The sequence below is a fragment of the Kineococcus sp. R86509 genome (genome assembly GCF_042466365.1).
GTDB lineage: Bacteria > Actinomycetota > Actinomycetes > Actinomycetales > Kineococcaceae > Kineococcus.
In genome coordinates, this window is sequence record NZ_JAXHCE010000001.1 from 2,984,806 (window position 1) to 3,005,630 (window position 20,825).

General features: G+C 73.9%; 18 protein-coding genes. 10 read left to right on the forward strand and 8 right to left on the reverse strand.

The features are described from left to right. Positions 1–25: 25 nt before the first annotated feature. On the forward strand, positions 26–2,317 hold the full coding sequence (locus tag SJY07_RS14575; RefSeq protein WP_380160058.1) for a putative bifunctional diguanylate cyclase/phosphodiesterase: 2,292 nt from the start codon (positions 26–28) through the stop codon (positions 2,315–2,317). On the opposite strand, the gene thrS is transcribed toward SJY07_RS14575, so the two are convergent. Then, positions 2,314–3,516 (reverse strand): threonine--tRNA ligase, encoded by a 1,203-nt coding sequence (gene thrS, locus SJY07_RS14580; protein ID WP_380160060.1) that lies wholly within the window; start codon positions 3,514–3,516, stop codon positions 2,314–2,316. The genes SJY07_RS14575 and thrS overlap by 4 nt on opposite strands. A gap of 178 nt (positions 3,517–3,694) precedes the next feature. Between thrS and SJY07_RS14585 the strand changes: the two genes are divergently transcribed. Continuing rightward, positions 3,695–4,225 (forward strand): GNAT family N-acetyltransferase, encoded by a 531-nt coding sequence (locus tag SJY07_RS14585; RefSeq protein ID WP_328293521.1) that lies wholly within the window; start codon positions 3,695–3,697, stop codon positions 4,223–4,225. Here the strand turns inward: SJY07_RS14585 and SJY07_RS14590 are convergent. The 4 genes from SJY07_RS14590 to SJY07_RS14605 are packed head-to-tail and all read right to left on the reverse strand — an operon-like array spanning position 4,197 to position 8,244. After that, the gene (locus SJY07_RS14590; protein WP_380160063.1) at positions 4,197–5,132 is read right to left on the reverse strand and encodes an alpha/beta hydrolase; all 936 of its coding nucleotides are present in this window, start codon (positions 5,130–5,132) and stop codon (positions 4,197–4,199) included. The two genes, SJY07_RS14585 and SJY07_RS14590, sit on opposite strands and share 29 nt — an antisense overlap. Then, entirely contained in the window at positions 5,129–6,418 is a 1,290-nt protein-coding gene (locus tag SJY07_RS14595) for a glycoside hydrolase family 32 protein (RefSeq protein ID WP_380160065.1), read from the reverse strand. Before SJY07_RS14595 ends, SJY07_RS14590 begins: the two co-directional genes overlap by 4 nt. Before the next feature lie 42 nt (positions 6,419–6,460). Continuing rightward, on the reverse strand, positions 6,461–7,636 hold the full coding sequence (locus tag SJY07_RS14600; RefSeq protein WP_380160066.1) for a M20 family metallopeptidase: 1,176 nt from the start codon (positions 7,634–7,636) through the stop codon (positions 6,461–6,463). Then, positions 7,633–8,244, reverse strand: coding sequence for a TetR/AcrR family transcriptional regulator (locus SJY07_RS14605; RefSeq protein WP_380160068.1), 612 nt, complete (start codon positions 8,242–8,244; stop codon positions 7,633–7,635). The genes SJY07_RS14600 and SJY07_RS14605 overlap by 4 nt, the downstream gene beginning before the upstream one ends. A 77-nt stretch (positions 8,245–8,321) precedes the next feature. Here SJY07_RS14605 and SJY07_RS14610 point away from each other — a divergent pair, with 77 nt between their 5' ends. The 3 genes from SJY07_RS14610 to SJY07_RS14620 all read left to right on the forward strand — a co-directional run bounded on the left by SJY07_RS14610 (position 8,322) and on the right by SJY07_RS14620 (position 11,723). Further along, positions 8,322–9,722 carry an MFS transporter gene (locus tag SJY07_RS14610; RefSeq protein WP_380160070.1) on the forward strand — a complete coding sequence of 467 codons (1,401 nt, stop codon included), beginning with the start codon at positions 8,322–8,324 and terminating at the stop codon, positions 9,720–9,722. Next, positions 9,719–10,405 (forward strand): SDR family oxidoreductase, encoded by a 687-nt coding sequence (locus SJY07_RS14615; protein WP_380160072.1) that lies wholly within the window; start codon positions 9,719–9,721, stop codon positions 10,403–10,405. The genes SJY07_RS14610 and SJY07_RS14615 overlap by 4 nt, the downstream gene beginning before the upstream one ends. Before the next feature lie 115 nt (positions 10,406–10,520). Further along, a complete protein-coding gene (locus SJY07_RS14620) occupies positions 10,521–11,723 on the forward strand; it encodes a fumarylacetoacetate hydrolase family protein (protein ID WP_380160074.1) in 1,203 nt (400 codons plus the stop codon). A 13-nt stretch (positions 11,724–11,736) separates the two neighbouring features. Here the strand turns inward: SJY07_RS14620 and add are convergent, their stop codons facing one another. Beyond that, a complete protein-coding gene (gene add, locus SJY07_RS14625) occupies positions 11,737–12,771 on the reverse strand; it encodes an adenosine deaminase (protein ID WP_328293513.1) in 1,035 nt (344 codons plus the stop codon). Between the two features lie 218 nt (positions 12,772–12,989). On the opposite strand from add, the gene SJY07_RS14630 reads away from it, so the two are divergent. The 4 genes from SJY07_RS14630 (at position 12,990) to SJY07_RS14645 (ending at position 18,106) form a co-directional block, all read left to right on the forward strand. Then, entirely contained in the window at positions 12,990–13,697 is a 708-nt protein-coding gene (locus SJY07_RS14630; RefSeq protein ID WP_380160076.1) for a GntR family transcriptional regulator, read from the forward strand. After that, positions 13,697–14,803 carry an alpha/beta hydrolase gene (locus tag SJY07_RS14635; RefSeq protein WP_380160078.1) on the forward strand — a complete coding sequence of 369 codons (1,107 nt, stop codon included), beginning with the start codon at positions 13,697–13,699 and terminating at the stop codon, positions 14,801–14,803. The genes SJY07_RS14630 and SJY07_RS14635 overlap by 1 nt, the downstream gene beginning before the upstream one ends. Before the next feature lie 159 nt (positions 14,804–14,962). Next, on the forward strand, positions 14,963–17,272 hold the full coding sequence (locus SJY07_RS14640; RefSeq protein ID WP_380160080.1) for a putative bifunctional diguanylate cyclase/phosphodiesterase: 2,310 nt from the start codon (positions 14,963–14,965) through the stop codon (positions 17,270–17,272). Positions 17,273–17,281: 9 nt separating this feature from the next. Beyond that, positions 17,282–18,106 (forward strand): aldo/keto reductase, encoded by an 825-nt coding sequence (locus SJY07_RS14645; protein WP_328293509.1) that lies wholly within the window; start codon positions 17,282–17,284, stop codon positions 18,104–18,106. A gap of 13 nt (positions 18,107–18,119) precedes the next feature. Here the strand turns inward: SJY07_RS14645 and SJY07_RS14650 are convergent, their stop codons facing one another. Further along, entirely contained in the window at positions 18,120–18,488 is a 369-nt protein-coding gene (locus tag SJY07_RS14650; RefSeq protein WP_328293508.1) for an ATP-binding protein, read from the reverse strand. Positions 18,489–18,613: 125 nt separating this feature from the next. Here SJY07_RS14650 and SJY07_RS14655 point away from each other — a divergent pair, with 125 nt between their 5' ends. Then, a complete protein-coding gene (locus SJY07_RS14655) occupies positions 18,614–20,335 on the forward strand; it encodes a GAF domain-containing SpoIIE family protein phosphatase (RefSeq protein WP_380160083.1) in 1,722 nt (573 codons plus the stop codon). 1 nt (position 20,336) lies between these two features. On the opposite strand, the gene SJY07_RS14660 is transcribed toward SJY07_RS14655, so the two are convergent. Beyond that, positions 20,337–20,777, reverse strand: coding sequence for a VOC family protein (locus SJY07_RS14660; protein WP_380160085.1), 441 nt, complete (start codon positions 20,775–20,777; stop codon positions 20,337–20,339). Positions 20,778–20,825: the final 48 nt, after the last annotated feature.

Consider the following 20,825-nt stretch of genomic DNA (forward strand, 5'->3'; position numbering starts at 1 on the left):
CCACGAAGATCCCGATACACCCAGGGTGCCGCTCCGCTCCACGCCGACCTCGAGGTGGAGTGCGCCCCGGTGCGTCCTCACCGTCGCGGTGCTCGGCTGGGTCGCCTACGCGCTGCTGACCCTCTTCGCCCACGACGCCGGACGGACGCTGGACACCTGGCTCGGTTCCACGGTCGAGCTCCTCGCCGTCGCCGGGCTGTGGATGCGGACCCGGATCGCCGACGGCGAAGCACGGGCCTGGCGGGAGTTCGCCGTCGGCTGGTCGATCTACACGGCCACCGAGATCGCCGTCGACGTCCTCGACACCGTCAACGGCAGCGACGTCGCCCTCACCGCCCTCGAGGCCGGCTACGTCGTCGGGTACGTGTTCTGGCTGCGGGCCGTCGGGCGACTGCTCTGGCCGCACCGGGTGCAGCGTCGCGGGTACGCCCTCGAAGTCGTGACCGTGCTCGTCCTGCTCGCCGGTCTGGTGACCCGTTTCGTCGCCGCCCCGCTCGCCGCCCTCACCGGGATCCCCGCCTTCGACGCCGGGTGGTGGCTGTACCTGCCGTCGGGGGACCTGATCCTCGCCGTCTGCGCCGTCGTCGTCGCCGCCACCAGCGGCAGCGACCGCCGGTGGTGGGTCCTGGCCGGCGGGCTCGCCGTCTTCGACGCCGGCGACATCGGCTACTCCGCCGTGCTGCTGGCCAGCGGCGGGACCGCCCCGACCTTCGGGATCGGGTTCGACGTCGCCTGGGTCGGTGGTCTCCTCGCCGTCGCGATCACCGCCTGGATGCCGGCTCGACCCGTCCGCACCACCCACCGCGACGGCCGGACCCTGCAGGTCGTCCCGCTCGTCACGGTCCCCGGGGCCGCACTGCTGCTGTTCGCGGTCGCGGTCGGCCGTCCCGACCCCCTCACCGCCGGCCTCGCCCTCGTGGCGCTCGCCGGCGGCATCGGGTTGTTCGTCGCCGGACAGCGGGACCTGCTGGACCTGGAGCGGTTCCGGCGCGCCGCGCTCGTCGACGACCTCACCGGCGCCCCGAACCGGCGGGCGCTGCTGGAGGAGGCCGACCGGCGGGTCGGGGAGGGCGGGGACCTGGTCCTCGCCCTCTTCGACCTCGACCGGTTCAAGGCCGTCAACGAGTCGCTGGGTCACGCGGCCGGCGACGACCTGCTGTGCCAGGTCGTCGCCCGGTTGCGTGCCGCGCTGCCCTCGGAAGCGGTCGTCGCCCGGCTCGGGGGCGACGAGCTCGCCGTCCTGCTGCCCCGCGACCTCGAGGCGGCCGCGGAATCGGTCCGGGCCGCGCACGCCCGCGTCAGCGGCACGTACTCCTTCGACGGTCAGCGCATCCACGTCGGGTGCAGCGTGGGGGTCGCCGCCCACCCCGGTCACGCGGGGACCGCGGCGGAACTCCTGCACGTCGCCGACCTCGCGCTCATCGCCGCCAAGCGGCACGGTGACCGGGTGGAGGTCCACTCCGCCGCGACCTCCGGCGGACTCCCCGGAGAACTGCTCCTCGTCGAGCAGCTGCGGACCTGCCTCGACCTCGACACCGAGGCCGACGCGGACGACCGGCTGCGGGCCGGGGCGCTGCTGCTGCACTTCCAGCCGCAGGTGCGCACCGACGACGGTGAGGTCGAGGGGGCCGAGGCCCTCGTGCGCTGGCAGCACCCCGACCACGGACTCCTGCCCCCGCTGACGTTCCTCGGTCTGGTGGAACGGCACGGGCTGATGCACGCCCTCACCGCCTGGGTCATCGACGAGGCCGTCCGCGTCGCGGCGACCTGGCACCGCGACGGCCGCGCGGTGCGGGTCGCCGTCAACCTCTCCGCCACGAACCTCGGGGACGTCAACCTGCCCGCCCGGGTCGCCCGGGTCCTGCAGGCCCACGGCGCGCCGACCACGGCCCTGGCGCTCGAGATCACCGAGACGGTCGCGATGGAGGGTTCCGGGGTGAGCCTCGCGGTGCTGCGGGAGTTCTCCGAGATGGGGTTGTCGCTGAGCATCGACGACTTCGGGACGGGCTACTCCTCGCTCGGGTACTTCCGCCAGCGCGAGTTCGACGAGGTCAAGCTCGACCGCAGCTTCGTGACGGGGATCGGCACCGACCCGCGCGCCGAGGCCGTGATCGTCTCGACCATCGAGCTCGCGCACCGGCTCGGGGCGCGGGTCGTCGCGGAGGGCGTGGAGGACATCGACACCCTCCGCGAACTCACGCGCCTCGGCTGCGACCTCGTGCAGGGCTACCTGCACAGTCCCGCCGTCCCGGCCGCCCAGTTCGAGCGGTGGTGCGACGAGCGCCGCGCGCAGGTCACCCTCGACCCACGGCCCTAGTCGAACCGGATCCGCCCCGCCTCCCGGTGCCGCACCGCCTCCGCCAGCCGGGCCTGCACCTGCGCGAGCGGCACCCGGACCGCCGGACGGCCGATGGCGAGGGCGTCCGCCGCGACCTCGTCGTCGCCGACGACGGCGACGACGGGCACGCGCCAGGCGCGGGCGTCCCGGATCCGGCGGGGTAGCGGACCGTCCTCGACCACGTCGACGCGCACCCCCGCGAACCGGGCGGCCAGGGCGCGGGCGTGCTCGCCGTGCCGGTCGCCGCTGACGGGCAGCAACCGGAGCTGGACCGGCGCGAGCCAGAACGGGAGCCGGCCCTCGTCGCGTTCGAGCAGCATCGCCACGAGGCGCTCCATCGAGCTCAGCAGAGCGCGGTGGACCATCACGGGACGGTGCCTGCGGCCGTCCTCACCGACGTAGTGCAGGTCGAACCGCTCCGGCTGGACGTGGTCGACCTGGACGGTCGAGAGGGTCTCCTCCCGACCCGCCGCGTCGGCGACCTGCACGTCGATCTTCGGGCCGTAGAACGCGGCCTCGCCGACGCCGATCTCGTGCTCGTCGTCGCCGAGGGCCTCGCGCAGCTGCTCCTCGGCCCGCCGCCACAGGCCGTCGTCGCCGAGGTGGCCGCCGCCAGGCCCGCGCACGGACAGGCGCAGCCGGCGGATCTCCAGCCCCAGCACGGCGTAGGCCTCCCGGATCGCGTCCAGGGCGGTCCGCACCTCGGTGACGACCTGGTCGGGTCGGCAGAAGACGTGGGCGTCGTCGAGGCTGATCTGGCGCACGCGGCGCAGCCCGACGAGGACGCCGGAGAGTTCGCTGCGGAACATCGACCCGAGCTCGGCGTAGCGGACCGGCAGGTCGCGGTAGCTGTGCGGGCGGGCGGCGTAGACCTGGGTGTGGTGCGGGCAGTTCGCCGGTCGCAGGACGAAGTCCTCGTCGCCGACCCGCACGGGCGGGAACATGTCGGCGGCGAACTTCTGCCAGTGCCCTGAGCGTTCGAAGAGCCCGCGCTTCGCGAGGACGGGGGTGTGGACCCGCCGGCAGCCGCTGCGCAGCGAGAGTTCCAGGGCGAAGCGTTCGAGTTCCCCGCGGACGACACCGCCGTCGGGCAGCCACAGCGGCAGACCGGGCCCGACGAGGGGGGAGGTGTCGAAGAGGTCGAGTTCGCGGCCGAGGGCCGAGTGGTCACGGGACAAGGGGTTCTCCTCAGGGTGGAGGGGAACCTGCCGGTGGCACGAGGAGAGCCCCGGGGAAGGTCCCCCGGGGCTCGGAAAGTCGGATCAGCTCAGCGCTGTCCGCGACGCCGGAGGTGCACCGGCGTCGTCGTGTCGGACGGACTGAACTTCACGAGACCGAGCGTGCCACGATGTGGTGGTGGACGTCGAGGGGTTTCCGGTGCTGCGCTTCGACCCGGCGGACCCCGCCGACGCGGACGAGCTGTTCCCGATCATGTCCGACCCCGAGGGGTGGTGGTTCGACCCGTCGGGTCGCCACGTCGAACCCGCGACGACCCGCTCCTGGCTGGAGCGGGCGGCGGCCCGGTGGTCGAGCGACGGGTTGAGCTACTGGTCGGTGCGCCTGGACGCCACGGGGGAACTCGTCGGTGTCGGCGGGGTCCAGAAGCACCGGACCGGGATGTGGAACCTGTCGTACCGCATCGCCGTCCCCCACCAGCGGAGGGGTTTCGCCGTGGCGCTGGGCCGGGCCGGGCTGGACGCCGCCCACGCCGCCGAACCCGAGACCGTCGTCGTGGCCTGGGTCCTGGCGACCAACGAACCCTCGCGGCGGGTCGCGCGCCGCCTCGGGTTGCGCCCGGAGGGACCCCGCGTGGACGCCAGCGACGGGGTGGTGCGGATCGCCTACGTCGACCGGGAACTCAGCCCAGGGCCCGGCGCAGGGCGCTGACGCCGAGTTCTCCGGAGGTCCGGGCGACGGTCGAGGTCGCCACCATCTGGTAGCCGTGGAACGCGCCGGGGTAGACGTGGAGTTCCGTCGGAACCCCGGCCCGGACGAGGCGCAGCGCGAACTCGACGTCCTCGTCGAGGAAGAGGTCGAGGCTGCCGACCTCGAGGAACGTGGGTGGGAGCCCGGTCAGGTCCTCGGCGCGGGCGGCCGCCGCGTACGGGGAGACCCCGTCGCTGCCGGGTTCCGCGCCCAGCAACGCGCGCCAGCCGAAGGCGTTCGAGGCCCGGGTCCAGACGAACTCCCCCGTGGTCGGGTTGGCCTCCCGGGTGACCGTCCGGTCGTCGATCATGGGGAAGACGAGGTACTGGAACGCGACGGGAACCTCGCCCCGGTCGCGCGCGAGCAGGCCGAGCGCGGCGGCCAGTCCGCCACCGGCGCTGCCACCCCCGATGGCGATCCGGCTGCGGTCGACCCCGAGGTCGTCGGCGTTCCCGTGCAGCCAGCGCAGCGCGGCGTAGCAGTCCTCGACCGGCCCGGGGTGCGGGTTCTCCGGGGCCAGTCCGTAGTCGACCGAGACGACGACCATCCCGACGCCCAGGGCGAGCTGGGCGGCGTTCAACTGGTCGCTGTCGGCGCTGCCGACGACGTAGCCACCGCCGTGGATCCACACCAACGCCGGGGCGCCCGCGGGCAGTGCGGTGGGGCGGGTCACCAGGACCCGGACGTCGGGGGCGGCGTCACGCGGAACCCGGACCTCGTCGACGGTGAGTCCCGGCGGGAGCTCCGGCAGGGGCAGCTGCGCCGCCGCGGCGCGCACCGCGGGGAGTTCCTCGACGGTGAAGTTCCGGGCCGGCAGCAGGTCGAGGATGTCGCGGAGTTCGGGATCGACCAGGTGGAGCGTGCTCACGGTGTTTCCTCCTGAGGGGTGGGGACGAGGACGCGGAACCCGGCGGTGCCCGTGATCTCGCGGTAGGGCTCGGTCGGGAAGACCAGGTGGGTGCTCGAGGTGCCGCCGGCGAACACCTCGACCGAACAGCGGTCGAGGTGGACCGTGAGTTCTGCGGTGCCCGGCGGCAGCGGGGAGCGGGTCACGCGGGGGAAGGACGGGTGGAAGTCGACGAGCCCGGAGGTTCGCCGGTCCACCACGAGCTCGTGGCCCTCGACGGCGACGCGGAGGACCGCCTCGCCCGCGCTGAACTCCCAGGAGGCGTCGCCCGCGAACCGGCAGACCACGACGCAGTCGGTGCCGGGGAGATCCCCGACCTCGTGGACGAGTCGTCCGGTGACCTCCTCCGGAACCCGTTGCCGCAGGGTCGGCGATCCGTCGACGGTGCACAGCGACAGTTCACGGGGCAGCGTCATCGCACCCCGCCACGGGGCGGTGGGGGTCGAGCCCGCGTAGTCGGGATCGGCCATCCAGCCCAGCAGGACCCGGCGGCCGTCGGGCGCGTCGGTCCAGGTCGCGGCGGCGTAGACGTCCGGGCCGGCGTCCAGGCTCCGCGGTGGGCCGACGTCGAGGTGGACCCCGTCGAAGGAACCGACGCGGTACACGACGTCCGACCCGTCGGGGCCGTTGACGCTGAGCAGGAGCACCCAGCGGACGTCGTCCGGGTCCCCGGAGTCGTCACCGTCCAGGGGGAGCGGGAACAGGTCGGGGCACTCCCAGATCCCGGTGGTCGTGCCGTCGTCGAAACTGCTCAGGAACTCCCAGTCGAGGAGGTCCTCGGAGCGGTACAGCACGACGAGGCGTTCGTCCGCCTCGACGGCGACCATCACCCAGTGGTCGTCGTACCGGAACACCTTGGGGTCGCGGAAACCCGTCGACGCGCGGTCCAGGACGGGGTTCGACGCCTCCTTCGTGAACGTCACGCCGTCGCTGCTCCAGGCGAGCGACTGCGCCTGCCTCCCGTCGTCGTAGGCGCTGGTGTAGATCGCCGCGATCCGTGACCCGTCGACCACTGCGCTGCCCGAGAAGATCGCCTCGGGGCCCTCGTGCGGGATCGCCAGCGGCAGCCGGTCCCAGTGCACGAGGTCCGCGGAGGAGGCGTGACCCCAGGACATGTTCCCCCAGTCCGGCCCCTCGGGGTTGTTCTGGAAGAACAGGTGCCAGCGGCCGTCGTGGAAGAGCAGCCCGTTCGGGTCGTTCAGCCACGTGTCCTCGGCGGTGAAGTGCGCGTGCGGGCGGAAGTCCACGCCGCGAAAGCTACCCGTCGCGTCGGAGCGAGGAACCAGCGGTCAGGCGGTGGCGACGACGGCGGCGAGCAGCGCCGTGCGTTCCAGCAACCCCGACACCGTGGCGTGCTCGGACCGGGCGTGCGCACCACCGCCGACCGCGCCGAGGCCGTCGAGCACGGCAGCCCCTGCGGCGGAGGCGAAGTTGCCGTCGCTGGCCCCACCGACGGCGATCTCGGCCAGGTCGATCCCGAGACCCGCCGCCACGTCACGGGCGCGTTCGTAGAGCGCGGCGGTCCCCTCCGTGCGGACCATGACGGGTCGGTTCCACCTCCCGGTCAGTTCACAGGTCACCCGCTCGTCGCCGGTGTCGAGGTTCGCGAGGACGCTGTCGATGCGCGTCTGTTCCGCCGGGTCGGTGACCCGGACGTCGAGGCTCGCCCAGGCCGTGCCGGGGGTGACGTTGGGGCGGCTGCCCCCGGTGACGACCCCGACGTTGAGCGAGGTCCCGGCGTCGAGGTCGGTCGCGGCGTGGACCTGCGGGACGATCCGGGCCAGCGCCAGGACCGCGCTCGCCCCGGCGGTCGGGTCGAGGCCGGCGTGCGCCTCGACGCCGGTGAGGTGGACCTGGAAGAGGCCGACGCCCTTGCGGGCCGTCTTCACCGCACCCCCCGGCCCGCTGGCCTCGAGGACCAGGACCTCGGCGGCGGAACGGGCTACGTCCTCGATGACCGTGCGGGCCACCGGTGAACCGACCTCCTCGTCGCCGTTGAGCAGCAGGCGCACCGTGCGTCGCGGAACCCCGAAGTGCTGCAACGCCTTCAGTCCCCAGACCAGCTGCACGAGACCGGACTTCATGTCGAACACCCCGGGGCCGCGCAGGACGTCGTCCTCGAGCGAGAACGGCATCCCCGCCAGGGTTCCGACCGGCCAGACCGTGTCGTAGTGGGCCAGCACCGCGACGGGCGCGCCGGGCAGGTCGCCGGGCAGGTCCAGCGCGACGGTGTCGCCGTGTTCCCCGCCGTCCGTCACGGTCCGGGCGGAGGGTTCACCGAGGTGGCCGGTGATCCACGCCTCGACGAAGGCGAGCCCGCGCTCGAGGGCAGCCCGGTCGTCGGAGGGGGTCTCGATCTCCACGTAGGCGCGGAGTTCTTCGAGCATCTCGTCGCGGTGCCCGTGCACCCAGGCGGTCAGGTCGGCGGCGGGGACGGTCAGCGGCCAGGTCGCGGAGGACGTCACCCGGCCCATCCTGCCGCTCGGTCGGGGAGCAGCGCCTCCAGCAGGCTCGTGAGTTCGGTCTCCACCTCGTCGAGCGGAGCCGTCGAGCGGTGGCCGCGGGCCAGGATCAGCGCCCCCTGCAGGGAGGCCTGGACGAGGGTGGCGAGGGTGGCGGCGCGGGTGGTGGCCAGGCCCCCGTTCTCGAGGACGGCGGCGAGGTCGTCGTGCCAGGCGCCCGCGTAGTCCGACACGACCGCCCGGAGCGTGGGGTTCGCGGCCGAGGTGTCGACCGTCGTCGCGGCGAACGGGCAGCCGCGCCGGAAGTCCTCCGCCACCAGCAGGTCGCGCCAGCTCGCGAGGATCCTGCGCACCGTCGTGACCGGGTCGGCTCCTTCCGCGCGGGCGGCGCGGACGGTGCGCCGGCTCGCGGAGTCGGCCTGGGTCAGCGCCTCGGCGACCAGCTGGTCCTTGCCGCCGGGGAAGTAGTGCTGCAGGGAACCGCGGGGGGCGCCGGCGTGGGCGACGACGTCGCGCAGTCCGACGCCGTGCACGCCGCGTTCCTGGATGAGTTCGCGGGCGCTGGCGACCATCCGCTCCCGCGCCGTGGGGGTCTCCGTCGTTGTGTCCATGACAGTCGTCATGCTACAACGTCCCCATGAGATATGACAGTCGTCATAGCGCGAGGAGCCGCAGCCCGTGGTGGACGGTGGCGGTCGCCTGCCTCGGCATGACGATGAGCTTCCTGACCATCACGGCCACCCTCACCGCGCTGTCCTCGATCACCTCCGACCTGGGGCTCGGGCCCGTCGAACTCGTGTGGACCAGCAGCGCCTACGCCCTGGCCCTCGCCGCGTTCGTGCTGTCCTCGGGCGCGCTCGGCGACCTCCTCGGGCGCCGGACCGTCCTCCTCGCCGGGACCGCGGTGCTCGGCGCGGGTGCCGTCCTCACCGCCTCGGCCGGCAGCGCCGCGGTGCTCATCGTCGGCGAGGTGGTCATGGGGGCGGGGGCCGCACTCATCGTGCCCAACAGCCTCGCCATCGTCTCCGGCGCCTTCACCGACCCGCGCCGCCGCGCCTCGGCCGTGGGGGTCTGGGCCGCCTGCTCCGGGATCGGCCTGGCCGTCGGGCCGATCGCCGCCGGCCTCCTGCTGTCCGCGTTCAGCTGGCACGCCGTGTTCCTCGTCGACGTCGTCGTGGCGGTGCTCGTCCTCGCCGCCGCCCCCTTCGTCGTCCCGAACACCCGGGTGGCCGGTCGCGGGATCGACCTCCCGGGGACCGCGCTCGCGACCCTCGCCGTGGCGGCCCTCGTCGTCGGCGTCGTCGAAGGCGGCCGCTCGGGGTTCGGGTCCCCGGTGCCCGTCCTCGGGTTCGTCCTGGCCGTCGCGGCCGGGGCGGGCTTCGTCCTCGTGGAACGGGTCGTCGCCCGACCGGTCGTGGACCTGGCGGCCTTCGCCGCCCCGCGCACCGTCGGGGCCCTGCTCGTCTCGGCCGTGGCCCTCTTCACCTTCACCGGGCTGGGGTTGCTGACCACGCTCGAGATGCAACGGGCGCAGGGGCTGTCCGCCCTCGCCTCCGGGGTCCGGCTGCTCCCGCTGATGGCTGCCTACGTCCTGGCCAGCTCGCTGGCGGCGCTCGCCGTCCGGCGCGCCGGGATCCGGCCGGTGCTCCTCCTCGGACTGTTCGCCACGGCCGTCGGGACCCTCGTCCTGCACCAGACCGGCCTGGGGAGTGACTACGCGTCGACCGCCGTCGGGTTCGTCCTCGTCGGTTCCGGCCTCGGCCTGCTCATCGCCCCGACCACGGCCCTCGTCGTCGGCAGCGTCCCGGCCGAGCGGACCGGGATGGCCGGGTCCGCCGTGACCACCGTCCGCCAGGTCGGCGGCGCCCTCGGGGGGAGCGTCCTCGGGACCGTCGTCACGAACCGCCTCGCCGGCCACCTCGCCGACGGTGACGCCGCGCCGCTCGCCCTCACCGCCGCCGTGCACGACGGGTTGCTCGTCGCCGCCGGTGTCCTCCTCCTGACCCTCCTCGCCACCGCGGTGCTGTTGCGCGCACCGCGGGCCTCGACCACCACAGCGATCGAAACCCCCGAAGGGATCCCAGCATGAAGATCGACGGAACCACCGCACTCGTCACCGGCGGACTGCGTGGCCTCGGCGCCGCGTTCACGGCCGAACTCCTCGCCCGCGGCGCGAAGAAGGTGTACGCCACCTCGCGCGGCACCGCCTCGCACGACGACCCCCGGGTCGAGACCGTCGCGCTGGACGTGGACGACGCCGCCGCGGTGGCCGCCTTCGCCCGGACCGCCACCGACGTCGACCTGGTGGTGAACAACGCGGGGCTCGCGACCGGCTCGAACCTGCTCACCTCACCGCTCGACGACGTCCGGCGCGAGTTCGAGACGAACGTCTTCGGGGTGCTCCACGTGGCCCGTGCCTTCGCGCCCGTCCTCGCCGCGAACGGTGGCGGCGCCCTGCTCGACGTGCACTCGGTGCTCTCCTGGGCGACGACCGGTTCGGGTTACGAGGCCAGCAAGGCCGCCGCCTGGGGGGTGACCAACGGGCTGCGGGCACTGCTCGCTCCGCAGGGGACCCTGGTGACCGGGTTGCACCTCGGCTACACCGACACGGACATGATCGCCCACCTCGACGTCCCCAAGAACGACCCGCGCGACGTCGCCCGCGCCGCGCTCGACGGGATCGGGCGCGACGCGACCGAGGTCCTGGCCGACGAGGTGTCGCGGCAGGTCAAGTCCCTGCTGTCCGGCGATCCGGCCGCCCTGGTGCTCTGAGCGGGACCTCCTCGTCGGGTGCCCCGGGCAGGCCCGCTGGACGCGCCCCGGAGTCGGCACGCGACCCTGGGGCCCGCCGCGTTCCCGCACCGTCGCCCGACGAGGAGCTGTCCCCGTGTCACGTCCCACCCCCGACCTCCCGGCCGCCGGAGCCGTCCTGCCCGCCGACGCCGACCGCGCCGTCCTCGTCGGACGCCTCCACGACCCGGACGTCGCCGGCCCGTGCGTGGTCGTCGTGCGCGGGGGACGGGCCCACGACATCACCGCGGTCGCGAGCACGGTGAGCGAACTGCTCGACCGCGAGGACGTCGTCGAGCTCGTCCGGGCGGCACCGGCGGGACGGAGTTGGCCGATCGACGACCTGCTGGCCGCGACCACGGCCGGCCACCGCGACCGACCGCACCTGCTGGCCCCGGTGGACCTCCAGGTCCTCAAGGCGGCCGGGGTGACCTTCGTCTCGAGCATGCTCGAACGGGTCGTCGAGGAGCGGGCGGCCGGCGACGCCACCCTGGCCCGCGAGGTGCGTGACCGCCTCGCCGAGGTCATCGGCGGGGCGATCTCCTCGGTGCGGCCGGGATCCCCCGAAGCCGAGCGGGTCAAGCAGGTGCTCCGCGCGGAAGGCCTCTGGTCGCAGTACCTGGAGGTCGGCATCGGGCCGGACCCGGAGATCTTCACCAAGGCCCCGGTCCTCTCGGCCGTCGGCAGCGGGGCGACGATCGGCGTGCTGGCCCGGTCGACCTGGAACAACCCGGAGCCGGAACTCGTCCTGGTCGCGTCCTCGCGGGGGCGGGCCGTCGCCGCCACCCTCGGCAACGACGTCAACCTCCGGGACTTCGAGGGCCGCAGCGCCCTGCTCCTGACCGAGGCCAAGGACAACAACGCCTCGTGCGCGATCGGACCGTTCCTGCGGCTCTTCGACGAGGACTTCACCCTGGCCGACGCCGTCGCCCAGGACGTGCAACTCACCGTGCGCGGGCGGGACGGCTACACCCTGAACGGCGTCAACTCCGTGAGCGAGATCAGCCGGGCACCGGAGGAACTGCTCGCCCACGCCTGGGGCCCCCACCACCGCTACCCCGATGGGTTCGTCCTCTTCACCGGGACGATGTTCGCCCCCACCGAGGACCGGGACGCACCGGGCCAGGGGTTCACGCACGCCCCGGGCGACGTCGTGACGATCAGCTCGCCCGCCCTCGGCACCCTGGTCAACACGGTGGACACCGCGGAGAACGCCCCCGACTGGACCTTCGGCATCCGTGAGCTCATGCACAACCTGGCCGCCCGCGGCCTCCTGGGCGCCCCCGGGACCGCGGGCTGAACGGCGCGCGCGCTCAGAGGTCGGGGGCGGCGAGGACCTCGTACGCGTCGAGTTCCGCCAGGAACCCCTCGCGGACCTCGTCGCTCGCCCAGGAGACCTCGATCGCGTTGCGCTGCAGCTGGATGAGGTCGTCGAAGTCGAGGGCCGCCGCGCGGGTGAGGGCGATGAGGTTCTCGGTGACGTAGCCGCCGAAGTAGGCGGGGTCGTCGGAGTTCACCGTCACCTTCACCCCGCGGCGCAGCAGGTCGGCGATGACGGGGGCCTTGGAGTCGTCGGTGACGAACGAGTTCGAGATCGGACAGCAGGTCAACCCGATCCCGCGCTCGGTCACCAGGGCGAGCAGACGCGGGTCCTCGACGACGTTCGTGCCGTGGTCGATGCGGTCGACCCCGATGTCCTCGATCACCTGGCGCAGGTGCTCGGTGGTGTTCTCCTGGTCGATGTCGCAGTGCGCGGTGAGCCTGAACCCGGCCGCGCGGGCCTTCGCGAAGAGGTCCGCGAACTTCGCGGGCGGGTTGCCGCGTTCGTCGGAGTCCAGGCCGATCCCGACGATCTGGTCGCGGAAACCCATCGCCGCCTCGATCGTGGCCTCCGCGCTCTCCAGCGGCAGGTCGCGCACGATGCAGAGGATCAGGCCGGCACTGAGCCCGAACTCGCGCTCCGCCTCGAGCACGGCGTCGTGGTAGCCGAGGACGACGTCCTCGAAGGCCACCCCGCGGGCCACGTGCACCTGCGGGTCGAAGAACACCTCAGCGTGCCGGACGTTCTGCGAGGCCGCCTTGCGGAAGTACGCCATCGCCAGGTCGCGGAAGTCGGCCCGGGTCACCAGGACGTCCATCGCCGGGTAGTACACGCCGAGGAACGAGGCGAGGGAGTCGAAGACGTAGGTCGCGCGGACCTCCTCCACGCTCTGCTGCCCGATGTCGATCCCGTTGCGGCGGGCGAGTTCGAGCTTGAGGTCGGGTTCCAGCGTCCCCTCGAGGTGCAGGTGCAGCTCGACCTTGGGGAGTCGGGCGGTGAAGGCGGCGTGGTCCGCGACGTCGTTCATGGCCGTCATCCTGCCCGCTCGCCCGACCCCCGGCGCGCCTGCCGGTCCCGGCTCCGCGCAACACGAACGCAACACGACGGCAACGCGCGGGGCGATCGCGGCACCGAGGATCGGAGCACCCGGCGTCCGTCCTCCCACGCCGCGACCGAGAGGCCTCCGATGACCCAGCCCCGCCCCCGCCGCGGCGTCCTGCCGGGTCCTGCCGGCGGTCACCCCGCATGAGCGGGGCACTCGTCGAGACCGAGACCGAGACCGGGCCCCCGCGGACGACGGTCCACGAACGCGTCCGCCGCTCGCTGCGCGACGACATCCTCTCCGGCGTCCGGAAACCGGGGGAGCACCTGCGCCAGAGCGCCCTCGCCGCCGACCTCCAGGTGAGCGTCGCCCCCGTGCGGGAGGCGCTGCGCGACCTCGCGGCGGAGGGCTACGTCCGCTTCGACCCGCGTCGCGGCGCCACGGTGCGGCTGGTGGACCTCACGGAGCTCCTCGAGATCCGGATGCTCCTCGAGGCGGTGGAACCGCTGGTGGCCCGGTTGGCCGCGGAACGCGTCACGGCCGAGGAACTCGCCCGGATGCGCTCGGTGCAGGAGCGCCTGGAGCAGGTCCGGACGCCCGAGGAGCACGCCCCCCTGGACGCCGCCTTCCACGACCTCCTCACGGCGGCGACCCGCTCCCCGCGGCTGCAGGCGCTGGTGGAGTCGCTCAACGGGTCCTGGCACCTGGCCGTCGCCGCGGCCCTCGACGCCGTCCCGCACCGCGTCGCCGAGGCCGTCGCCGAGCACCGCCCCGTCCTGGCGGCCCTCGCGGCGCACGACGCCGCGGCGCTCGCGAGCGCCTGCCTGGCCCACCGGCGTCCCGCGTGGGACGCCGTCGAGGCCGTCGTCCGTCGACGGGCGCAGGACCGCGCGCTCCCGGGGCGTTCCTGATGGCGGGCCCCTCGTCCCGGGGTGTGCGCTCGGCGACGTCCCACCCGACCCCGGGAGATCCCCCGGACGTCGAGCTCGACCCCCGGCTGAGCGATCCCCAGGCGGCCCGGCTGGTCGCCCGCCGCGAGCGGGAGACGGGCCGGCTGGTGCCGCGCCACCTGGCCGGCATCGCGGTGGCCCGGGCCCGGGCCCGGCAGGACGCGCCGGGACCGGTGGAGGACGCCGCGCTCGTGGTGCGCGACGTCACCGTCCGCGGGGCGGCCGGTCCGCTGCCGGCGCGCACCTACCTGCCGCGCACCGGGAGCCGGGCCAGCGTCCTCTACCTGCACGGCGGGGGGTGGGCGCTGGGGGAGCGCGACGTCGACGACTCGCTCTGCCGCGCGATCGCGACGGGCGCCGGGGTGGCGGTGCTGAGCCTGGGGTACCGGCTCGCGCCGGAGCACCCCTACCCGGCGGCGCTCGAGGACTCCGCGACCCTGCTGGGTGCGCTGGCCGACGGGGACGTCGAAGGGTTCGGGGGGCCGCTCGTCGTGGCGGGTCTCGGTGCGGGAGGCCAGCTCGCGGCCGTCCTGGCGTTGCGCTCGCGGTCGGGGTTCGTCCCGCCGATCGTCCACCAGTCGTTGTTCTGCCCCGTCCTGGACTGCGACCTCGACCGGCCGTCCCACCGGGAGTTCGGAGCGGGCCTGGGACTCTCCCTGGAGGACCTGGCGTGGTTCTGGCGGATGTACGTGCCGGACCGCGCGACGCGTCGCCGTCCGGACGTCTCGCCGCTGCGGATCCCCGACGCGAGCGGTCTGGCCCCGGCGACGGTCGTCGTCGCGGGTGCGGACCCGTTGCGCGACGAGGCGTGCGAGTACGCCGAGCGGCTGCTCGCGGCGGGGGTGGACGTCCGCCGCGTGCTCGTCGAGGGGGTGCCGCACGGTTTCGTCGCGGTGCCGGGCCTGGTGAGCGCCGCCGGTGCGGTGCGGGCGGCGACGGACCACCTGGTCACCACCCTCGACCGCCGTCCGCCCGCGGGACCACGGGTCGTCGACCTGCGCGACCGGGCCGTCACCCTGCCCACGACGGGCGTCCCCGCAGGTGGGGGGCTCGCGGCGGGCAGGTGAACCGGGCGGAGGTCGACCGACCGGCGGAACGGCCCCGCGGCGACGCAGAGTAGGGCAACATCTCTCTTCGTGAGCGTCGTCTCGTCAGGTGCCGTGCTGCGGGTCCCGCAGCCGCGCGCTGCGGACGTCCGGCACCCGGTCACCGGGGAGGGCTGACGCGTGGCGCAGGAGTTCCCGGTCGACGCCGTGACCCTGCGACGGGCCAACCGGGCGAGCTGGGTCCTGGTCTTCGCGGCCCTGGCCTACGGGGTGGTGTGCCTCGGCGTGGCCCTCGGACTCCTGCCCTCGGGCAGTGGCCGCTTCGCGGACACGACCCTGGGCAACGGCGTCGAGGTCGCGGCCCTCGTGGCCCTGGGGTGGCGGGCCTGGCACTGCCGGCGGATCAGCCCGTTCTGGGCCGTGCTGGCGCTCGGGGTGGGGGCGTACTGCGCCTCCGAGATCGCCTTCGACGTCGCCGAGGCGGTCCTCGGTCGCGGGGTGCGCGGGATCACCGGCCTGGACGTCGGCTACTTGGTGGGCTACGGGGCGATGCTCGTCGCGATCGTGCGGCTGGTCTGGGTGGGGGCGAAGCGCTGGCGCGTCGGGTACGTCGCCGAGGCCCTCGGGATCGTCCTGCTCGTCGCGGCCCTCGCCCAGGAGTTCCTGGTGCGGCCCCTCGTCGGCGCCAGCGGGCTGCCGTCCGCAGCGGTCACGACCTGGGTGATGCTCGTCGTGGTCGACGCGCTCCTGCTGGTGGGCAGCGTCCTCACCGCCCTGCGCACGGGCGGGCGGTGGTGGTTGCCCGCCGCGGGCTTCGCCGCGTTGGTCGCGGCGGACACCACGTTCGCCGTCGTCTCGATCGCCGGCCGCTACGCCCCGGGCAGCGGCGTCGACGGGATCGCCGTCGTCGGGATCGCCCTGCTCGGGGTCTCCGCCCTGCAGGTGCGGACGGCCGTCGGCCCGCGCACCCGTTCCCGGATCTCCATCGTGATCACGCCCGCGGTCGTCCTGCCCGCCTGCTTCGCGCTGCTCGTCGTGGACCACGTGCACCCGTTGACGGACTCGGCGATCTGGCTGGCCGCGGGGGCCGCGGCCGCCGCCGTCGTGCGGATGGTGCTCTCCCAGCAGGAGCTCCTGGAGCTCGCGACGCTGCGCCGCGAGGCCCTCACCGACGACCTGACGGGCATCGCGAACCGCCGGGCGCTGCTCGCCGACCTGGAACGGCGGTGCGCGAGCGAGCAGCCCTTCGGTCTCGCGCTCGTCGACCTCGACCGCTTCAAGGAGGTCAACGACGGCCTCGGGCACGCCGCCGGTGACGAGCTCCTGCGCCAGGTGGTCCGTCAGCTCGTCCAGGCGGCCCCGGCAGCCGTCCTGGTCGCCCGGTTGGGCGGGGACGAGATCGCCCTGCTGATCCCCGACGCCGACCAGGCGAGCGCCGTCGCCGACGCCGTCGCCCTGCACACCGCGATGGTCCGTTCCTACGACCTGCTCGGGCACCGCGTCCACGTCGCCGCGAGCATCGGGGTCGCGGGCTACCCGCACGACGCCCAGCGCCCGTCCGACCTGCTGCGGTGCGCGGACATCGCCATGTACGAGGCGAAGACGCTGGGCGGTCGGGTGTGCGCGTTCGGGTCGGGTGAACCCGGGGGGACCGCCCGCGGCCGGGGCAGCCTGACCCTCATGACCCAGCTGCGCTCCGCCCTGGGCCTCGCCGACCCCGGTGAGGTGCCCGGGGCCTGCGGGCACCTGCGCGTGCTCTTCCAGCCGCAGCTCGACGTCGCCGACGGCGCCGTCGTCGGAGCCGAGGCCCTGGTCCGCTGGGACCACCCCGACCTGGGCCTGCTCAGCCCCGTGGAGTTCCTCGACGAGGCCGAACGGCACGGGCTGATGGGCCACCTCACCCACCGGGTCCTCGACGACGCGCTCGCCGCGGCGGCGTCCTGGCGCGTCGAGTTCCCCGGGTCGCGGTTGCGGCTGGCGGTGAACCTCTCGGCGACGAACCTGCTCGACGTCGACCTGCCCACCCGGGTCGCGGAACTCCTGGGCCGGCACGCGGTGGAACCCGCCGGACTCGGCCTGGAGATCACCGAGACGGTCCTCATGAGCCGGTCCCCCCGGACCCGCTCCGTCCTCGACGGCCTGCGGGAACTCGGGGTCGCGTTGTCGATCGACGACTTCGGGACGGGGTACTCCTCACTGGCCTACCTCAAGGAACTCCCGGTGGCCGAGGTGAAGCTCGACCGGGGTTTCGTCGCCGACATCGCCCGCGACCCGCGCTCGGCCGCGATCGTCGCCTCCACCATCTGGCTCGGTCACGAACTCGGGGTGCGGATCGTGGGGGAGGGGGTCGAGGACCTGGCGACGCTGGAGGTCCTGCGCGAGATGGGCTGCGACACGACGCAGGGTTTCCTGCACGCCGAACCCCTGTCGGCCGCGGCGTTCCGCGACTGGCTGACGGTCCGCCTCGCCGGGGTGGGGAGTGCGCCATAGGGTTTCGGCATGAACCAGGTACCTCTCGTGAAGTTGCACGACGGCGTCGAGATCCCCCAGCTGGGGTTCGGCGTCTGGCAGGTTCCGCCGGAGCAGACCGCGGAGGTCGTGCTGCAGGCCCTGCAGGCCGGCTACCGCCACATCGACACCGCCGCCGGGTACGGCAACGAGGCCGGTGTCGGTGACGCCCTGCACGCCAGCGGGATCCCCCGCGAGGACGTGTTCATCACCACCAAGCTCACCAACGAGGAGCACGGCCGGGACAAGACCCTCGCGGCCTTCGACGCCTCGATGTCCAAGCTGGCGCTGGACTACCTCGACCTCTACCTCATCCACTGGCCGACGCAGGCCGACGACTACGTCGAGACCTGGAAGGCGTTCGAGGAGATCAAGGCGTCGGGACGCGTGCGCACCATCGGCGTCTCGAACTTCCAGAAGACCCACCTGCGCAAGCTCCTCGACGAGACCGGCACCGTCCCCACGGTCAACCAGGTCGAGGTCCACCCCTACCTCGTCCAGGACGACCTGCGGGCCTTCCACGCCGAGCACGGCATCGCGACCGAGGCGTGGAGCCCGCTGGCCCAGCGCCTCGACCTCGTCGCCGACCCGGTCGTCACCGGCATCGCGGCGGAACTCGGCCGCACCCCGGCCCAGGTCGTCATCCGCTGGCACCTGCAGCAGGGCAACATCGTCATCCCCAAGTCCGTGACGCCGGAACGCATCGTCTCGAACTTCGACGTCGTCGGCTTCGAGCTGAGCGGTGACCAGGTCGCGGCGATCAGCGGGCTCGAACGCGCCGAGCGGACCGGGCCGGACCCGGACGTCTTCGGCTGAGGACCGCTCCCGGTCACTGCAGGGCGAGCTCGAACCAGACGGTCTTGCCCGCCCCCGCAGCGTCCGAACCCCACCGCAGGGCGAGGGTGTCGACGAGCGCGACGCCCCGCCCTCCGGTGGCGGTCGGGGGGACGTGGTGCACCTCCGGCGTCCCCGGCCCGCCGTCGCTGACCGAGACCCGCACGGACCCGACCGCGCGGCGCAGGCGCAGCTCGATGGGCTCCCCGCCGTAGCGCACGGCGTTGGTGACCAGCTCCGTGGTGAGCAGCTCCAGCGTCTGCCGGACGCGGGTCGGGAGGTCCACGGCGGCGAACTCCTCGCGCAGCCAGGACCGGGCGCGCCGAGCAGCCGACGGGTCAGCCCGCAGCTCCAGACGCGTCATGCCACTCCCGTTCGTCCCCACTCGTGTGGAGTCAACTCTGGCACCCGGTCCCACGTCGGCAACCGGGACGCCCCCCGATCGCCCGACCGGTGCTGGGGAGCGCACGCACCGGGCATGATGCTCCGGTGGAGGAACGGGTTCGCGGACTGAGCAGCACCACCCTGCTTCCCGCGCACCCGGACGCGGACTTCGACCGGTTCGCCCGGCTGGGGACCCTCGCCCTCGGCACGCCCGTGGCGCTGGTGTCGATGGTCAGCCGCGATGGTCAGGTCTTCCCCGGGGCGGTCGGACTGCCCGAACCGTGGCAGACCCGGCGCCAGACCCCGCTGACCCACTCGTTGTGCCAGCACGTCGTCACCTCCGGCAAGGTCTTCGCCGTCGAGGACGCCCGGCTCGACCCGCTGACCGCCGACTCCCTCGCCATCCCCGACCTCGGCGTCGTGGCCTACGCGGGCGCGCCGCTGCGCCTGCCCGACCCCCGGACCGGGCTCGCGGACCCGACCTCACCCGTCGTGGGTGTCCTCTGCGCCATCGACGGGGCACCGCGGCGCTGGACCGCCGAGCAGATCGAGGTGCTCGAGGACCTCGCCGCCGCCTGTTCCGCCGAACTGGGCCTGCGCGTCCTCGAGGAACGCAACCGGCTGCTGCTCAACCTCGCCGACGCCCTCGTGGGAGCCCGGACCGTCGCGGAGGTCAGCGCGACCGTCGCCAACGTCACCCGGTCCTGGCTGGGCGGGGCCTGGAGCGGGCTGCTGCTGCCCGAGGCGGGCAACCGGCGGCTGCGCTTCGCCGACCTCACGACCCTCCCCCCCGGCACCGGGGCCGGGTGGGAGCACATCGACCTCGACGCGCCGGTGCCCGCCGCCTGTGCGGCCCGCGAGCGCCGCCCGCTGCTCTTCGCCGACGTCGGGCAGTTGCGGGCCGCCTTCCCCGACGTCGAGGCGCAGGCGGCGCTGCCCGTCTTCGCGGCGTCGGCGTACCTGCCGCTGCTGGTGCAGGACCGGCTGATCGGCGTGCTGTGCCTGGTCTGGGACTCCGAGCGCCTCACGCTCGCGGACGAGGCCGACGTGTGGAGCGCGTTGGCCCGGTTCACCGCCCAGGCCCTGGACCGCGCGACCCTGGACGCCGAACGGCGTTCCCGGGCGGAGGTGCTGCAGCGGTCGTTGCTGCCGCGGTTGCCGGCGTCCACGGGTGAGCTCGCGGTGCGGGGGCGTTACGTCCCGGCCAGCCGCGAGGAGGAGATCGGCGGCGACTGGTACGACGTCGTCGTCGGGCCCACGGGGGACACGACCCTCGTCCTGGGCGACGTGACGGGCCACGACATGGTGGCCGCAGCCACGATGGGGCAGGTCCGGGGACTGCTGCGGGCCTTCGTGTGGGACCGGGAGGGAACGCCCCCGGAGCTGGTGTCGCGCCTGGACCGGGGGATGTCCGGTCTCGGGGTGGACGGGTTGGCGACGCTGGTCCTCGCCCGGGTCGAGGCCTCCGGTGCGGGGTACCGGTTGCGGTGGACGAACGCGGGACACCCGCCGCCGGTGCTGCTGCACCCCGACGGGACGACCGAACTGCTCCACCGCCCCGCCGACCTGCTCGTCGGGTTGCTGCCCGAGGTCGAGCGCCACGAGCACGTCGTCGACGTCCCGCGGGGCGCGACGCTCCTGCTCTACAGCGACGGGCTCATCGAGCACCGCGGGCACAGCCTCACCGGCGGGATCGAACGCGTCCGGTCCTCCCTGACCCGCCACGTCGGCGCGGGCCTGGACGTGCTCCTCGACGAACTGCTCGCCGAACTCGTCGGGACGCGCGGCGAGGACGACTGCGCGCTCCTCGCCGTGCGTTTCCCCTGACTCAGAGGGGCGCGGTCAGTTCCAGGTTGATGTCGTCGGGGTCCTGCAGGGACAGGATCGCGATGCCCATGTCGGTGAGTTCGACGATCTCGCCGTGCGCGACACCGCGTTCGGCCAACCGTTCGGCCGCCGCGGCGAGGTCCGCCGTCGTGGCCACGGCGAGGCTGAGGTGGTCGAGGCCCACCCGGGTGGAGGCGAAGGTGTCGCCGGCCGGGGCGACCGGGCGCAGGCCGAGGATCTGGTCGCCTACCGCGAAGGCGCACCCGCCGAACATCTTCTCCGGGTCCTCGCGAACTCCGGTCTCGTCGACGCGGTCGCTGAAGTCGACGACGGGGTGGACTCCGAAGACGTCCTCGTAGAACGACTTCGAGCGGGCGATGTCGGTGACGGTGAGCCGGACGTGGTGGATGCCCGTCGGGCGGGCGGAGGGCGCGTTCGTCATGGCGCCACGTTCACCCCCAGCGTCCGTTCCCGCGCGGCGGAACTAGCG

What these genes read in the sequence shown, in the direction of transcription:
- SJY07_RS14605 (WP_380160068.1), bottom strand. Translation starts at nt 8,244, where the DNA reads ATGGACACAACGACGGAGACCCCCACGGCGCGGGAGCGGATGGTCGCC.
- SJY07_RS14615 (WP_380160072.1), top strand. Translation starts at nt 9,719, where the DNA reads ATGAAGATCGACGGAACCACCGCACTCGTCACCGGCGGACTGCGTGGC.
- add (WP_328293513.1), bottom strand. Translation starts at nt 12,771, where the DNA reads ATGAACGACGTCGCGGACCACGCCGCCTTCACCGCCCGACTCCCCAAG.
- SJY07_RS14630 (WP_380160076.1), top strand. Translation starts at nt 12,990, where the DNA reads ATGAGCGGGGCACTCGTCGAGACCGAGACCGAGACCGGGCCCCCGCGG.
- SJY07_RS14635 (WP_380160078.1), top strand. Translation starts at nt 13,697, where the DNA reads ATGGCGGGCCCCTCGTCCCGGGGTGTGCGCTCGGCGACGTCCCACCCG.
- SJY07_RS14645 (WP_328293509.1), top strand. Translation starts at nt 17,282, where the DNA reads ATGAACCAGGTACCTCTCGTGAAGTTGCACGACGGCGTCGAGATCCCC.
- SJY07_RS14650 (WP_328293508.1), bottom strand. Translation starts at nt 18,488, where the DNA reads ATGACGCGTCTGGAGCTGCGGGCTGACCCGTCGGCTGCTCGGCGCGCC.
- SJY07_RS14660 (WP_380160085.1), bottom strand. Translation starts at nt 20,777, where the DNA reads ATGACGAACGCGCCCTCCGCCCGCCCGACGGGCATCCACCACGTCCGG.